This is a genomic window from Burkholderiales bacterium, from assembly GCA_036262035.1.
Lineage (GTDB): Bacteria > Pseudomonadota > Gammaproteobacteria > Burkholderiales > SG8-41 > JAQGMV01.
This window is the reverse complement of sequence record DATAJS010000032.1, coordinates 346,248-360,656: the sequence shown is the minus strand read 5'-3', so window position 1 is coordinate 360,656 and position 14,409 is coordinate 346,248. Positions and strand designations below refer to the sequence as shown.

General features: G+C 68.7%; 15 protein-coding genes. 12 read left to right on the top strand and 3 right to left on the bottom strand.

The window, feature by feature from the left end; all coding sequences use genetic code 11:
* The first annotated feature begins 59 nt into the window (after positions 1 to 59).
* The gene (locus VHP37_33675; protein HEX2831326.1) at positions 60 to 305 is read left to right on the top strand and encodes a hypothetical protein; all 246 of its coding nucleotides are present in this window, start codon (positions 60 to 62) and stop codon (positions 303 to 305) included.
* Between the two features lie 102 nt (positions 306 to 407).
* On the opposite strand, the gene VHP37_33670 is transcribed toward VHP37_33675, so the two are convergent.
* The 3 genes from VHP37_33670 to VHP37_33660 form a co-directional block, all read right to left on the bottom strand.
* A complete protein-coding gene (locus VHP37_33670; GenBank protein HEX2831325.1) occupies positions 408 to 2,102 on the bottom strand; it encodes a mechanosensitive ion channel family protein in 1,695 nt (564 codons plus the stop codon).
* A 115-nt stretch (positions 2,103 to 2,217) separates the two neighbouring features.
* Entirely contained in the window at positions 2,218 to 3,000 is a 783-nt protein-coding gene (locus VHP37_33665) for a 3-hydroxybutyrate dehydrogenase (protein HEX2831324.1), read from the bottom strand.
* A 124-nt stretch (positions 3,001 to 3,124) separates the two neighbouring features.
* Positions 3,125 to 3,619, bottom strand: a complete 495-nt coding sequence (locus tag VHP37_33660; protein ID HEX2831323.1) for a hypothetical protein — start codon at positions 3,617 to 3,619, stop codon at positions 3,125 to 3,127.
* A 300-nt stretch (positions 3,620 to 3,919) separates the two neighbouring features.
* On the opposite strand from VHP37_33660, the gene VHP37_33655 reads away from it, so the two are divergent.
* The 11 genes from VHP37_33655 to ppk2 all read left to right on the top strand — a co-directional run bounded on the left by VHP37_33655 (position 3,920) and on the right by ppk2 (position 14,405).
* Positions 3,920 to 4,462, top strand: coding sequence for a lipid-binding SYLF domain-containing protein (locus VHP37_33655; protein ID HEX2831322.1), 543 nt, complete (start codon positions 3,920 to 3,922; stop codon positions 4,460 to 4,462).
* A 7-nt stretch (positions 4,463 to 4,469) separates the two neighbouring features.
* Positions 4,470 to 5,390 (top strand): transporter, encoded by a 921-nt coding sequence (locus VHP37_33650; protein HEX2831321.1) that lies wholly within the window; start codon positions 4,470 to 4,472, stop codon positions 5,388 to 5,390.
* Positions 5,387 to 6,589: an AI-2E family transporter YdiK gene (gene ydiK / locus VHP37_33645; protein HEX2831320.1), complete on the top strand. Its 1,203-nt coding sequence runs from the start codon at positions 5,387 to 5,389 to the stop codon at positions 6,587 to 6,589. The genes VHP37_33650 and ydiK overlap by 4 nt, the downstream gene beginning before the upstream one ends.
* On the top strand, positions 6,586 to 7,044 hold the full coding sequence (locus tag VHP37_33640) for a response regulator (GenBank protein ID HEX2831319.1): 459 nt from the start codon (positions 6,586 to 6,588) through the stop codon (positions 7,042 to 7,044). The genes ydiK and VHP37_33640 overlap by 4 nt, the downstream gene beginning before the upstream one ends.
* A gap of 117 nt (positions 7,045 to 7,161) precedes the next feature.
* The gene (locus VHP37_33635) at positions 7,162 to 7,725 is read left to right on the top strand and encodes a hypothetical protein (protein ID HEX2831318.1); all 564 of its coding nucleotides are present in this window, start codon (positions 7,162 to 7,164) and stop codon (positions 7,723 to 7,725) included.
* A gap of 14 nt (positions 7,726 to 7,739) precedes the next feature.
* Positions 7,740 to 10,076: a DUF3141 domain-containing protein gene (locus VHP37_33630; GenBank protein ID HEX2831317.1), complete on the top strand. Its 2,337-nt coding sequence runs from the start codon at positions 7,740 to 7,742 to the stop codon at positions 10,074 to 10,076.
* A complete protein-coding gene (locus VHP37_33625; GenBank protein ID HEX2831316.1) occupies positions 10,060 to 11,013 on the top strand; it encodes a phosphate acetyltransferase in 954 nt (317 codons plus the stop codon). The genes VHP37_33630 and VHP37_33625 overlap by 17 nt, the downstream gene beginning before the upstream one ends.
* Before the next feature lie 4 nt (positions 11,014 to 11,017).
* Complete coding sequence (locus VHP37_33620) at positions 11,018 to 12,196, top strand: acetate/propionate family kinase (GenBank protein HEX2831315.1); 1,179 nt, start codon at positions 11,018 to 11,020, stop codon at positions 12,194 to 12,196.
* A gap of 45 nt (positions 12,197 to 12,241) precedes the next feature.
* Positions 12,242 to 12,892 (top strand): 3-oxoacid CoA-transferase subunit A, encoded by a 651-nt coding sequence (locus VHP37_33615; protein ID HEX2831314.1) that lies wholly within the window; start codon positions 12,242 to 12,244, stop codon positions 12,890 to 12,892.
* An 11-nt stretch (positions 12,893 to 12,903) separates the two neighbouring features.
* Positions 12,904 to 13,554 (top strand): 3-oxoacid CoA-transferase subunit B, encoded by a 651-nt coding sequence (locus VHP37_33610; protein ID HEX2831313.1) that lies wholly within the window; start codon positions 12,904 to 12,906, stop codon positions 13,552 to 13,554.
* Between the two features lie 2 nt (positions 13,555 to 13,556).
* Positions 13,557 to 14,405 carry a polyphosphate kinase 2 gene (ppk2, locus tag VHP37_33605; protein HEX2831312.1) on the top strand — a complete coding sequence of 283 codons (849 nt, stop codon included), beginning with the start codon at positions 13,557 to 13,559 and terminating at the stop codon, positions 14,403 to 14,405.
* Positions 14,406 to 14,409 lie beyond the last annotated feature (4 nt).

The window sequence follows — 14,409 nt, the reverse complement described above, 5'->3', positions numbered from 1 at the left end:
TTTCATTGTCGGAGGAAGACCACCGATCCGGGAGATCCCGCGTGGAAAATCAGCGAGCCATGACGATACACTTCTGCGACGGCACCAAGCTCTGCGTCGATTTCCCGCAGCAGACGACCAACGAGGCCGCGGCGCAGCTCAGGTTCGACGACGTGCTGAAGAACCGTCACATCCTGCTTCAGGTCGAAGGAACCCTCTTCCTCGTGCCGTTCGAGAACATCAAGTACGTGCAGTTCCATCCGGCGCCGGACGTCGTGCGCGGCCACACGTACATCACCGGCGCCGTGCTGAGGGAGCCGTCATGAACCGGCCCTTGCTTGCGGCCGCGGCCGCGATCGCGTTCGCGGCGAAGAGGACGCGTACAACCGCGGCGTGCAGGACGGACGCGGCCGCTAGCAAACCCGCTCTCAGGTTCTTTCGCCGGCCGAGCGCTCGCCGCGAGGCAGCGCGACGACATCCGGCGCCTTCGTGCCGGCGTCGAGCGTGCCTTTTTCTTCCAGCGGCGTCTGGTAGGGCAGCGCGATCGCGGCGCCGCTCGCTTCGACGATGTCCATCACGTTGAGCAGCAGCTCTTCCTGAACGCCGAGGAAGTCCGCGTGGTCGCTGGTGCGCACGTAGCCGAACACCTCGAGCTCGATCGCAAAATCGGCGAAACGCACCACGCGCGTCCTCGCCGTCGAGGTTTCGACCCCGGCGTGGGCGGCCAGCATCGTCCTCGTCCGGGCCAGCACTTCGCGCAACTGATCCGCGCGCATGTCGTAACGCAGCCGCACCAGGTGCTTGAACAGGAACTTGTCGCGATGGGACAGGTTGCTGATCGTCATCGAGGCGAGCTGGCCGTTGGGGATCGTGACGAGCACGCGGTCGGCGGTGCGTATGCGCGACGAGCGCAGGCCGATGCTTTCCACCGTGCCCTCGGTGCCGCCGGCGTTGCAGGTGTCGCCCACGTGTATCGGCTTGTCGGTGACGATGGTGACGGTCCCGAAGAGGTTCTCGAGCGTCTTCTGTGCGGCGAACGCGATCGCGATGCCGCCGACGCCGAGGCCGGCGACGGCCGCGGTCACTTCGAAGCCGAGGCTGCGCAGGACGAGGAAGAGCCCCGCGATCCACCACGCACACATGAGCAGCCAGCCCGAGAGCTCGACCGTGGCGATGTTGCCCGGCACGCCGCGCGCGTGCATGCCGAGGATCCTGAGCCGCGTGGCCAGGCGGGTCAGGCGCACCAGCATCCAGGTCACCGCGCCGATGATGAGCACCGTGGATACCGACGCATAGAAGATGCGGCCCGCGACCGTGACGCCTTCCTGGGCGGCCGCGCGCAGCAGCACCCCGAAGAGGAGCAGCCACAGCGGCCAGCCCAGGCGCGCGAGCACGGTCGGGCCGTTCTCCGCGCTCCAGCGCGCGAGCAGTGGGCGCGCGGAGGCCGTGAGGATGCGCATCGCCACCCATGCCACGAGGCAGATCAGCGGGATCAGCAAGAGCTGGTTGATCAGCAGGAAAAGCGGGAAGGAGAGGAACGTCAGCTCGCGGAACCCGTCGGGCCAGATCGCCTCGCCGAACCCGACGTGCAGCCGTTCCGCCGCCTCGGGCACGCCCTGGAGCGTCTCGTGCGAAAACAGCCAGACGGCCGGCGCGTCCGGCCTGGTCTGCCGGCGCAGCACGATATCGAGCGTGCTGTCGTCGTAGGCCGCGGTGCCGACCTTCTCGAGATAGACGTTGAGCTCGTCGTCTAGCCGCCCTTCGGGCACGCGGGAGAGATCCTCCAGGCCGATCTTCAGCCCGCGGTTGAGCACGATCTTCAGCGCGCGGGCGAGGTCTTCCTTCTTCTTCTGCGGCTGCTTGCCTTCGAGGAAGCGCGCGGCGGCTTCGTAGTCGTTGCGCTCGGCCGCGCGCAGGAAACCGATCACGGCGCCGTAAGGGGTCATGCGCCCGAGCGGATCGGTCGCGGCCGGCGCCTTCTCCTCGGCCTTGGCGGGCGGCGCCGGCGGCGCGGCCGCCGCGGCGGCCGGGGGAATGCGCGACAGCGTGAGGATCGCGACGACCGCGGCGACGACGGTGAGCAGCGCGAGCACGCGCCGCCAGTCGACGGTTGCGCGCTTCATGCGCGCGACGCAGCGCTCATCACGACGAGTGCGAGCGCGACGCTGATGACCAAGCTGCGACACCACCCGTTCACCCGTTCACCCGTTCACGCCTTTCGAACGTTCGACGACGACATCACTCCATCGCCCACCCGTGGCTCACGATGAGCGACTGGCCGGTGAGCGCGTTGCTGGGGAAAGCGGCGAAGAACACCGCGGTCTCGGCGACGTCCTCGAGGGTGGTGAACTCGCCGTCGACGGTGTCCTTCAGCATCACGTCGCGGATGACCTCGGCCTCGGTGATGCCGAGCGCCTGCGCCTGCTCGGGGATCTGCTTGTCGACGAGCGGCGTGCGCACGAACCCGGGACAGATCACGTTGGCGCGCACGCGGTGCGCGGCGCCTTCCTTCGCGACGGTCCGGCACAGCCCGAGCAGGCCGTGCTTGGCGGTGACGTACGGCGCCTTGAGCAGCGATGCGAGCTTGGAGTGCACCGAGCCGATGTAGAGGATGCAGCCGCCGCGTCCGCCGGCGTACATGCGCGGCAGGCAGGCACGCGTCGTGAGGAAAGCGCCGTCGAGGTGGATCGCCATCATCTTCTTCCAGTCGGTGAGCGTGAACTCTTCGACCGGATGCACGATCTGTATGCCGGCGTTCGACACGAGGATGTCGACGCCGCCGAAGGCGTCACTCGTCGCAGCGACGCCCGCGTTCACCGCGTCCTCGCTCGCGACGTCCATCGCCAGGCCGATCGCTTTCGCGCCGCCCGCCCGGATCTGGGAAGCGCACGCTTCGGCTGCCTGCGCGTCGAGGTCGGCGATCGCGACGCTCGCGCCCTCGCGCGCGAAGGCGAGCGCGATGCCTTTGCCGATGCCGCTCGCGGCGCCGGTCACGATGGCGGATTTGCCTTGCAGTCTCATGGGCCACCTCCGATGCGGCGCTCGCTCAGGGCCGGGGGCCGCCGTCCGGTGCCGTTGCCGCCGGGGAGAGGGGCTGGCTGCGACGACGGGCGGCGGGCCGGACCGATCTACACGGCGGGTGCGATCACTTCGCGAACTCGATCTGCACGCCGGCGAGCCCGAGGCTCAGGCCCACGCCTTCGGTCTTGGACACGACCTTGAGGAACACGCCTTTGTTGTTCTCGTACTGCGACGCGCCGGCGCCCTTGCCCACGGTCGCGCCGATCGAAGCCGCGGAATAGATGCCCGCGAAATCCTCGACGTTCTTCATGAAGTACACGTCGCCTTTCGCCGTGACTTTGGTGACGCCGACGCCGCCCGCGGTCACCGCCTTGGCCGTGAACGGATACTTCTTGCCGTTGTACGTGAGCACGCCTTTGCCCGAAGCCCCGCCCAGGATCAGCCGGATCTGGTCGGCCTCCACCTCGAACGTGGCGACCGGCTTCGCTTTCGCGATGTCTTCCGCGGTGTAGCGCCCGGTCTTCGGCTGCGCGTCCTGGGCGATCGCCGTGAACGACACGGCGCCGAGTGCGATCAGGCCTGCTGCGGCTGCAGTGAACAACGATTTGCGTAGCGCCATGGTTTTCTCCTTGTGGACAGGTGCCGCGCCGCCCCCGCGCAAGAAAGAGTGCGCGGGCCGCAAGAACACGCAGCAGGTGCAGGGCGGAAAGTAGCGCAGCGCGCGAGGACGCGAGAATTGGACCTTGGTCCAAGTGCGCCGCGACGGTCGGCGCCAGGCGCTCGACGCGGCGTCCATCGCGCCGCATCGCGATGCGACCTTGGTCCAATTGCCGCTCCACCCCCCGGAAACTAACGTCGAATCCGTCCGTCGCACGCCGCGCGTCGGGCGCGCGGCATGCGCACAACAAAGGAGAGGCTCATGAACACGTCATCGCGGGCCGTCGCGGCCCTGTTCTCGTTCGTCGTCTCGATGCTGTCGGCGCCCGCCCTCGCGGCCGGGAACATCGACAGCGAAGCGAAAGCCGCGCTGCAATCGCTGTATCAGAAGACGCCGGCGGCGCGCGCGCTGGGCGACAAGGCGCAGGGCATCCTCGTCTTCCCGAGCGTGGTGAAGGCCGGGCTGATCGTCGGCGCGCAGGGCGGCGACGGCGTGCTCTACAGGAAAGGCAAGCCCGCCGGCTACTTCAACACGAGCGCGGTCTCGTTCGGCTACCAGGCGGGCGCGCAGAAGTTCGGCTACGCGCTGTTCCTGATGAGCGACTCGGCGATGCAGTACCTCGCCAATGCCAACGGCTGGGAGCTCGGCGTCGGCCCGAGCATCGTCGTCGTGGACTCCGGCATCGCCAAGAACCTGTCGACGACGACCGCGCACTCCGATATCTATGCGTTCATCTTCGACCAGAAAGGGTTGATGGCGGGCGCCGGCATCCAGGGCGCGAAGATCTCCAAGACCGGTAATTGACGGCCGGGTGTGTCGCACCGGGACGCGGACAGCATGCGCGCTCATCGCCGCGGCGCTCGCGGTCATCGCGACGCGCTCGCAAGCGCAGGAGCTCGAGCCGCGCGCGTACTCGGCTTCTCCGGTCGGCACGAACTTCGTCGTCGCGGGCTGGACGCGGCTGAGGGGCGAGGTGCTGACGGATCCCGCGCTGCCGATCAAGAACGTGCAGGCGGACATCGACGTCTACGTCGCCGGTTATGCGCGCACGTTCGAGCTCGCGGGGCGTACGGCGAGCGCGGCCGCGGTGCTGCCTTTCGCGCGCGGCGAAGTGAGCGGGGATGTCTTCGACGCGTCGCGGGAAGTCCATCGCTCCGGCATCGGCGACGCGCGCCTGCGCCTGGCGCTCAATCTGTACGGCAACCCGGCGATGACGCCGCGCGAGTTCGCGCAGCGGCCGCCGGGGCTCGTCGTCGGCACGAGCGTGTCGATGGTCGTGCCGACGGGACAGTACGTGCCCGAACGCCTCGTCAACGTCGGCACCCACCGCTGGGCGTTCAAGCCGGAAGTCGGGTTCTCGTATCCCGTCGGCAACTGGTTCTTCGAAGCGTCGGCGGGCGCATGGCTGTACACCGACAACGACAACTTCTTCGGCGGCAAGCATCGAAGCCAGGATCCGCTCTACGTCACGCAGGTGCACGCCGGCTACAACTTCAGGCCCGGCCTGTGGCTCGCGGTGAACGCCGCTCACAACAGCGGCGGGCGCACCACCATCGACGGCGTGGGGAGCAACGACAGGCAGAACAACTCGCGCTACGGGGCGACGCTCTCCGTGCCGTTCACGGCCGGCTGGTCGGCGAAGCTCGCCTGGTCGAAAGGCGCGCAGATCCGCGCGGGCGGTGATTACGACGTGATCGCGGTGGCGCTTCAGTATCGCTGGTTCGACAAATGAACGCAGGGGACATCGAGATGGGCGCGACGCAGCCGGTGGTGGTCACCACCGTGGCGGTGCAGCCGCCTGCCGTGCAGCCGGGCACGCCGCCGCCCGCGGTCGCATCCGATCTGCCGCGCGCGACGATCTCGGTGGTGTTCATGGCGCTGCTCGGCGGCGCGGCGCTGTGGATCCTGAGGCCTTTCGTGCCGGCGATCGTGTGGGCCACGATGATCGTCGTCGCGATGTGGCCGCTCATGCTCAAGGCGCAGGCGAAGCTCGGCGGCAGGCGCTGGGCCGCGGTTTGCGCGATGACCGCGAGCATGCTGCTCGCTTTCGTCGTGCCGTTCTCGCTCGCGCTCACCGTGATCGTGTCGCACTCCGAGGACATCGGCGAATGGGCGGAGTCCTTGCGCGAAGTGCGCGTCCCGGCGGCGCCGACGTGGGTCGCCGAGGTGCCTTTCGTCGGGCCGCGCGTCGCCAAACCGTGGGACGAGCTCTCGGCGGCGAGCCCCGCGGAGCTCGCGGGGCGCCTCGAGCCGCACGCGCGCACCGTGGCGGCGTGGCTGCTCGCGCAGGTCGGCAGCGTCACGCTGCTGATCGGGCAGTTCCTCCTGACGGTGATCGTCGCGGCGATCCTCTTCGCCAAGGGGGAGGAGGCGGCCGCCGGCGTCATCGTGTTCTTCAGGCGGCTCGCGGGAACGCAGGGCGAGAAAGTCGTGCTGCTCGCCGGCAACGCGATACGCGGCGTCGCGCTGGGGGTGGTGCTGACCGCGCTGATCCAGAGCGTGCTCGCGGGCGCGGGTCTCGCGATCGCCGGGCTGCCGTTCCCGGGTCTGCTCACCGCGTTCATGTTCATGCTCGCGGTCGCGCAGATCGGTCCGGGGCCGGTGCTCGTGCCCGCGGTGATCTGGTACTTCTACACCAGCGACGCCACCGTCGCGCCGTTCGTCCTGCTCGCGTGGTGCGTGTTCGTCGGCGTCATCGACAACGTCATTCGCCCGATCCTCATCCAGCGCGGCGGGGACATGCCGCTGCTCATGGTGTTCGCCGGCGTGGTCGGCGGGCTGCTCTCCTTCGGGCTCATCGGTATCTTCCTCGGGCCCGTGGTGCTCGCGGTGGTGTACACGCTGCTCAAGGCGTGGGTCGCCGCCGATCCCCGGATTCGCCCGCCCGAGGCCGCGGCGGCCGCAGCAGCAGGAGAGGACGACAAGCCGTGATCGACGCCGTGCAACCGTGTGTCGTGTATATCGTCGACGACGACGATCTCGTTCGCAAAGGGCTCGCGCGGCTCATGCGCGCCGGCGGCTTCACGCCCAAGCTCTACGCGAGCCCCGAGCGCTTTCTCGAGGAGGTCGGCTCCGAGCCTCGCGCGTGCATCCTGCTCGACATCACGATGCCCAGGATGAGCGGGCTGCAGGTCCAGGCCGAGCTCAAGGCGCGCGGCATCGGCATGCCGGTCATCGCGGTCTCGGCGCGCGACGACGAGGACACGCGGCGGCGCGCGCGCGACCTCGACGCGCGCTGCTTCTTCAGGAAGCCGGTCGACGATCAGGCGCTGCTCGACGCCATCGCGTGGATACTGCAGTCGGACCGCGACACGACGGCGCCGCAGCAGGCGTGCACGGCCGCGCCGGGCGAGGGACGCGCGGGACCGCAGCGCGAAGAGTGCTGAGGCGATCATGAACCGCGACGTGCGGAGCGTGCTGCTCGTTGGGACCAAAGCCCAATAGCGCCTCCCGGGTCTCGCGGCGCACCATCGACGCTCGATCACCGCCAGAGGCGCATTGCGATGAAGAGGACTCTTGTTGCCGCAGCTTTCGTTTCACTGCTCGCTTCGAGCGCGTATGCCGCCGAGGAACCCAAGGCCGCCGCGATCGCGGTCGCCGAGCAGGAAACGGTCGTCGAGCTCGTCAGCCTCGATCGCGAGAAGCGCATCGCCGTCATGAAAGGCCCGAGCGGCGGCACGCTCACCATGAACATTCCCAGGGAAGCGCAGAACCTCGACCGCGTGAAGCCGGGCGACAAGTTCAGGCTGCGCTACATCGAAGGGCTCGCGCTCTCGCTCAACAAGGGCGGCGCCGCTTCGGCGCGCCAGGTGCAGAGCGTCAGCCTCGCGCCCAAGGGCGGCAGGCCCGGCGGCGCCGTCGTCGACACCAAGCAGCTCACCACGGTCGTGACCGCGGTCGACCGCAACACCCGCACGATCGCCGTGCGCGGCCCGCAGACCCAGCCGATCAGCCTCAAGGTATCCGACGAGGTGAAGAGCTTCGACGAGATCGCGGTCGGCGACACCATCGCCGTGGTCTACACCGAAGCGGTCGTGCTCGAGATGATCGGCGAGGTGCGCCCGTAACGCGAGGTCGATCCATGGAAGCACCGAAGCAGCTCGCACAGAGCCGGGACATCGCAGCCAAGGTGTCGCGGCTGCTGGAAAAGCGCGTCAAGATCGCGAACGAGCACTACCAGAAGCGCGTCGAGGAAGCCCAGGGCAAGTACGCCCAGGCGCTCGCGCCCCCGTCGAACCCGACGGAGGCGTGGACGAGCCTGTGGCGCTACGGCGTCGACTTCGCCCAGCGCTCGATCCTGTTCTGGGACACGCTGCGCGAGCGAGGCAACAACTACATCGAGCACGTGCGCGCGGGCTCGCCGCCGGTGCTCTCGTTCGATTACGACATGGTGCTCGACGCGCGCGCCTTCGAGCGGCCCGCGAACTACGCGCTGGTGGCGATCCGGCCGCCGCAGGGCGTGACGGTCGACGGCAAGCGGCGCCCCTACATCATCATCGACCCGCGCGCGGGGCACGGCCCGGGCATCGGCGGCTTCAAGGACGATTCGCAGGTCGGCGTCGCGCTGGCCGCGGGCCATCCGGTGTACTTCGTGATCTTCTTTCCCGAGCCCGAGCCGGGCCAGACGCTGCTCGACGTCACCGAAGCCGAGAAGCGCTTCGTGCGCGAAGTGCGCGAGCGCCATCCGCACAGCCAGAAGCCGGCGATCGTCGGCAACTGTCAGGGCGGATGGGCGGCGATGATGCTCGCCTCCGCCGATCCGGACGACACCGGCCCGCTCGTCATCAACGGCGCGCCGATGTCGTACTGGGGCGGCGCGTGGAGCGAAGGCGAGGGCGACAACCCGATGCGCTATTCGGGCGGCATGCTCGGCGGCTCGTGGCTCGCCTCGCTCACCGCCGACATGGGCAACGGCGTCTTCGACGGCGCGCACCTCGTCCAGAACTTCGAGAACCTGAATCCGGCGAACACCTTCTTCGACAAGTACTACCACGTGTTCGCCAACGTCGACACCGAGCCGCCGCGCTTCCTCGAGTTCGAGCGCTGGTGGGGCGGCTTCTACCTGATGAACCGCGAAGAGATCGAGTGGATCACGCGCAACCTCTTCGTCGGCAACAAGCTGTGGAAAGGCGGCGTGCAGGAAGCGGACGGCCATGCCTTCGACCTGCGCCGGATCAAGACGCCGATCATCCTCTTCGCGTCGATGGGCGACAACATCACCCCGCCGCAGCAGGCGTTCAACTGGGTCGCCGACGTCTACGGCAGCACCGAGGAGATCAAGCGCCGCGGCCAGGTGATCGTCGGGCTGCTGCACGACTCCGTCGGCCACCTGGGCATCTTCGTCTCGGGCAAGGTCGCGAAGAAGGAGCACGCGCAGATCGTCTCGGTGATGCAGTCGATCGAGATGCTGCCGCCGGGCCTCTACGGCATGATGATCGGCGAGGACCGCGGCGCCGACGGCAAGCCCGAATACACCGTCGAATTCCGCGAGCACAGCCTCGAAGAGATCGTCTCGCGCCTCAATCGCCTCCAGCGCAGGGACGAGGCGCCGTTCGAAGCGGTCGCTGCGGTCTCGGATTTCAACCAGCAGGCGTACGAGCTCTTCGGGCGGCCGATCGTCAACGCGATGGCGAACGAGCAGACCGCGAAGATCCTGCGCGAGCTCCACCCGCTGCGCTTCCAGCGCTGGGCGATCTCGGACATGAATCCGTTCTTCCAGTGGATAGGCCGCGCGGCCGAAATGGTGAGGGCGCAGCGCCAGGCGCTGCCGGCGGACGATCCCATGCGCCGCGTCGAGACGCTCAACGCCGAGCTCACGAGCGCATCGCTCGACTACTACCGCGCGGTGCGCGACGCGGTCACCGAGGCGGCGTTCTTCACCACGTACGCCAACGTTTACGAGACGTACCTCGCGGATCAGCACGAAGCCGAAGAGAAGCGCCAAGCGCCCTTTGATCCGCGCAGGCGCGAGATCGACGACGCGCTCTCGCGCATCGCGGAAGGCGGCTACACCGAAGCGTTCGCGCGCATCGCGTACCTGCTGAGCCGCAGGGGCGAGCCGCTGCCGCTGGCGCGTCTCACCATGCGCCAGGAGCTGGCGAAGGAGTACGCGGAGCTCGTTCCGCAGATCTCGCCCGACCAGTGGCGGCGCATCCGCGGCGAGCAGGAAGTCATCGTGAGCAACGCGCAGGATCGGGCGATCGCCACGCTGCCGGAGCTCCTGGACGCCGGCGAGCGCGCGCGTCTGCTGGCGCTGATCGACCGCGTGCTCGGCGACAAGCGCGTCCAGCAGGCCAAACCCACGCCCGAGCAGCTCGCCATGGTCGAGCGCATCCGCCAGGTCCTGAGCGCCGCCGAGCCCGGCATCGAGGTGAGCATCCAACGCATGGAGGGCACGCCGCGTGAGCGCCAGACATGAGAAGTACCAGCGCCTGATCGACTACTGCAAGACCCTGCCGCCGACGCCCACCGCGGTCGCGTTCCCGTGCGACCAGAGCTCGCTCGTGGGCGCGATCGACGCCGCGCGCATCGGGCTCATCGCGCCGACGCTGTTCGGTCCGGAAGCGAGGATCCGCGCGGAGGCTTCGAGGCACGATCTCGACCTCGGCAGCATTCCCGTCGTCGACTGTCCGAGCGCCGACACCGCCGCCGCGGCCGCGGTCGCGTCCGCCAAGGACGGCAGGGCCGAAGCGCTCATGAAAGGCAGCCTGCACACCGACGAGCTGATGGCCGCGGTGGTGAAGCGCGAGACCGGCCTGCGCACCCGCCGGCGCATCAGCCACTGCTTCATCATGGACGTGCCGAACCACGACCAGGTGCTCGTCATCACCGACGCCGCGGTCAACATCTTCCCGACGATGGAAGACAAGATCGACATCATCCAGAACGCGATCGACCTGGTGCACGCCTTGGAAGTGAAGGAGAAGCACGAAGCGCGCGTCGCCATCCTCTCGGCGATGGAGACCGTGAATCCCAAGCTCGCTTCGACCATGGAGGCGGCCGCGCTGTGCAAGATGGCCGACCGCGGCCAGATCACCGGCGGCGTGCTCGACGGGCCGCTCGCGCTCGACAACGCGATCAGCCTCGAAGCGGCGCAGATCAAGAAGATCGATTCGCCCGTCGCCGGCCGCGCCAACGTGCTCGTCGCGCCCAATCTGGAGGCGGGCAACATGCTGGCGAAGGCCCTGTCGTTCCTGGCGGGCGCCGATGCGGCGGGCATCGTGCTGGGCGCACGCGTCCCGATCATCCTCACCAGCCGCGCCGACTCGGTGATGACGCGGCTCGCGTCGTGCGCGGTGGCTGCGCTGGTCGCGAAGTCCAGGCGCGACCGCGCCGCGGCGGCGAAAGCGGCGTGACCCCATGACCGACGCGCTCCTCGTCCTCAACGCCGGCTCGTCGAGCATCAAGTTCTCGGTGTTCGCCCAGGAGGGCGGCGACCCGCGCCTGGTCTTCAAGGGACAGGTCGAAGGCCTCTACACCAATCCGCGCTTCGCGGCCGAGAGCGCCGAAGGCGAGACGCTGGGCGAGCGCAAATGGCCCGAAGGCACCCGGCTCGGCCATGAAGGCGGCGTCGCGCACCTGGTCGAGTTCCTGCGCGGGCACCGCGAGGATTACCGCCTCGTCGCGGTCGGGCATCGCGTCGTCCACGGCGGCGTCGACTTCGCCGAGCCCGTGCGCGTCGACGACGGCATCGTCGCCAGGCTCGACAAGCTGGTGCCGCTCGCGCCGCTGCACCAGCCGCACAACCTCGCGCCCATCCGCACCGTGGCGAAGAACCTGCCGCAGCTGCCGCAGGTCGCGTGCTTCGACACCGCGTTCCATCGCGCGCAGCCCGAGCTCGCGCAGGCGTACGCGCTGCCGCGCGAGATCACGCAGCGCGGGGTGCGCCGCTACGGCTTCCACGGTCTTTCGTACGAATACATCGCCTCGGCGTTGCCGAAGCTCGACCCGCGTGCGGCCGCCGGCCGCGTCGTGGTGGCGCATCTGGGCAACGGCGCGAGCCTGTGCGCGATGGCGGGCGGCCGGAGCGTCGCCTCGACCATGGGCTTTACCGCCGTCGACGGCCTGATGATGGGCACGCGCAGCGGCGCGCTCGATCCCGGGATCATCCTGTATCTCATGGACGAGTGCGGTCTATCCGCACGCGCGGTCGAGAAGATGATCTACCAGGAGTCGGGGCTGCTCGGCGTGTCGGGCATCTCGAGCGACATGCGCACGCTGCTCGCGAGCGACGAGCCGCGCGCCAGGCTCGCGGTCGATCTCTTCGTCTATCGCATCCGGCGCGAGCTCGGCTCGCTCGCCGCGGCCTTGCAGGGTTTGGACGCGATCGTCTTCACCGGCGGCATCGGCGAGCGCTCCGCCGCGATACGCGCGCGCGTCTGCGACGACGCCGCGTGGCTCGGCGTCGAGCTCGACGCCGCGATGAACGAGCAGGGCGGCCCGCGCATCAGCGCAGCGGCCGGCAAGGCCGCATGGGTGGTGCGCACCAACGAAGAGCTGATGATCGCGCGTCATACGCAGGCGGTGCTGGCGGCCTGACGCGGGGGGAGACGCGGCGCCGGGTGCCGCGTGGAGAGGCTGAACATGCAGACGTTAAGTGCTGAAAAAGCGGTCGCCATGATCCCCGACGGCGCGAGCCTCATGGTCGGGGGCTTCATGGGCGTAGGCACGCCGAACTGCCTGATCGACGAGCTCGTGCGGCAGAGGAAGCGCGACCTCACCCTCATCTGCAACGACAACGCGTGGCCCGGCGTCGGTGTCGGCAAGCTGGTCAGCGCCGGCTTGGTGAGGAAGACGATCTCCAGCCACATCGGGCTCAACCCCGAGACCCAGCAGAAGATGATCGCGGGCTCGATCGAAGTCGAGCTCGTGCCGCAGGGCACCTTCGTCGAGCGCATACGCGCCGGCGGCTGCGGGCTGGGCGGGGTGCTGACGCCGACCGGCGTGGGCACCCTCGTCGAGGAGGGCAAGCGCAAGATCGAGATCGGCGGGCGCGAGTACCTCGTCGAGATCGCGCTGCACGCGGACTTCGCCCTGGTGCATGCCATGCTGGCCGACTACCAGGGCAACCTGCGCTACGTATTGACCGCGCGCAACTTCAATCCGGTCATGGCCATGGCGGCCGATCGCGTCATCGCCGAGACCGAGCACATGGTGCCGGTGGGCCTGATCCCGCCGGACGACGTCGTGACGCCCGCGCCGCTGGTCGATTTCGTCGTTTGCCCCACCGCCTGAGGCTCAAGCACATGGACGCACCCGAGCTCATCGCCCGACGCATCGCCCGCGAGCTGAAGAGCGGCATGCTCGTCAACCTCGGCATCGGCATCCCGACGCAGGTCGCGAACTACCTGCCGGCGGGCCTGCAGGTGTATTTCCAGTCGGAGAACGGCCTCATCGGCGGCGGCGCGGTCGCGGACCAGGGCATGATCCAGGCGCGCCTCACCGACGCCGGCGGACGCCCGGTCACCGCGCTGCCCGGCGCGGCCGCATTCGACAGCGCGATGTCGTTCGGGCTCATCCGCGGCGGACACGTCGACATGACCGTGCTCGGCGCGCTGCAGGTCGACCAGGGCGGCCGCCTCGCGAACTGGATGATCCCCGGCAAGATGGTGCCCGGCATGGGCGGCGCGATGGACCTGGTCGCCGGCGCCAAGCGCGTGGTGATCGCGATGCAGCACACCGCCAAGGGCAAGTCGAAGATCGTGGGCCGCTGCACGCTGCCGCTCACCTCGTCGCGGCCGGTGGACCTGGTCGTGACCGAGCTCGCGGTGATCGCGTTTCCGCAAGGGCGCGCGACGCTGCTCGAGACCGCGCCCGGCGTGACGGTGCAGCAGGTGCAGGAGGCGACCGAAGCCGAGCTCGCAGTGCCTGCCAACGTTCCGGAAATGGCGATCTGATCATGGACAGAAAACCCGACAAGACCGACGGCGGCGCGGCGGTCGCCGAGCGCCGAGGGGCGGAGAAGGCGGACGAGAAGCACGGTCTCTCCGGCAAGGAATACGACAAGGCGCTGAAGAAGCTGCACGTCGAGCTCGTCAAGCTTCAGGAATGGGTCAAGCACAAGGGCCTGAAAGTCTGCGTCGTGTTCGAAGGCCGCGACGGCGCCGGCAAGGGCGGCACGATCAAGGCGCTCACCGAGCGCGTGAGCCCGCGCGTGTTCCGCGTCGTCGCGCTGCCCGCGCCGAGCGAGCGCGAGAAGTCGCAGATGTACGCGCAGCGCTACGTCCCGCACTTTCCGGCCGGGGGTGAAGTCGTCATCTTCGACCGCAGCTGGTACAACCGCGCGGGGGTGGAGCGCGTGATGGGTTTCTCCAGCGAAGACCAGGTTCAGCGCTTCCTCAAGGTCGTGCCGCTGATGGAGCAGATGATGGTCAACTCGGGGATCATCCTGCTCAAGTACTGGCTCGAGGTGAGCGCCGAGGAGCAGACGCGGCGGCTCGAATCGCGCATCCACGACGGGCGCAAGGTCTGGAAGCTGTCCCCGATGGACGTGAAGTCCTACGACCGCTGGGACGATTACACCCGTGCGCGCGACGAGATGTTCGCCGCCACCGACACCCCGTGGGCGCCGTGGTACGTCGCGCGCTCCGAGGACAAGAAGCGGGTGCGGCTCAACGTGATCAGCCATCTGCTGGCGCACGTGCCGTACAAGAACGTCCCGACCGGGAAGGTGAAGCTGCCCAGGCGCAAGATCGGACGCTACAAGGCCGTCGACTATCCCTTCAAGTACGTGCCGGAACGCTACTGACGGC

Bases quoted from the DNA above. Each gene is read 5' to 3' on its own strand.
- VHP37_33675 (HEX2831326.1), top strand. From the start codon at position 60: ATGACGATACACTTCTGCGACGGCACCAAGCTCTGCGTCGATTTCCCG.
- VHP37_33670 (HEX2831325.1), bottom strand. From the start codon at position 2,102: ATGAAGCGCGCAACCGTCGACTGGCGGCGCGTGCTCGCGCTGCTCACC.
- VHP37_33665 (HEX2831324.1), bottom strand. From the start codon at position 3,000: ATGAGACTGCAAGGCAAATCCGCCATCGTGACCGGCGCCGCGAGCGGC.
- VHP37_33660 (HEX2831323.1), bottom strand. From the start codon at position 3,619: ATGGCGCTACGCAAATCGTTGTTCACTGCAGCCGCAGCAGGCCTGATC.
- VHP37_33655 (HEX2831322.1), top strand. From the start codon at position 3,920: ATGAACACGTCATCGCGGGCCGTCGCGGCCCTGTTCTCGTTCGTCGTC.
- ydiK (HEX2831320.1), top strand. From the start codon at position 5,387: ATGAACGCAGGGGACATCGAGATGGGCGCGACGCAGCCGGTGGTGGTC.
- VHP37_33635 (HEX2831318.1), top strand. From the start codon at position 7,162: ATGAAGAGGACTCTTGTTGCCGCAGCTTTCGTTTCACTGCTCGCTTCG.
- VHP37_33630 (HEX2831317.1), top strand. From the start codon at position 7,740: ATGGAAGCACCGAAGCAGCTCGCACAGAGCCGGGACATCGCAGCCAAG.
- VHP37_33620 (HEX2831315.1), top strand. From the start codon at position 11,018: ATGACCGACGCGCTCCTCGTCCTCAACGCCGGCTCGTCGAGCATCAAG.
- VHP37_33615 (HEX2831314.1), top strand. From the start codon at position 12,242: ATGCAGACGTTAAGTGCTGAAAAAGCGGTCGCCATGATCCCCGACGGC.
- VHP37_33610 (HEX2831313.1), top strand. From the start codon at position 12,904: ATGGACGCACCCGAGCTCATCGCCCGACGCATCGCCCGCGAGCTGAAG.
- ppk2 (HEX2831312.1), top strand. From the start codon at position 13,557: ATGGACAGAAAACCCGACAAGACCGACGGCGGCGCGGCGGTCGCCGAG.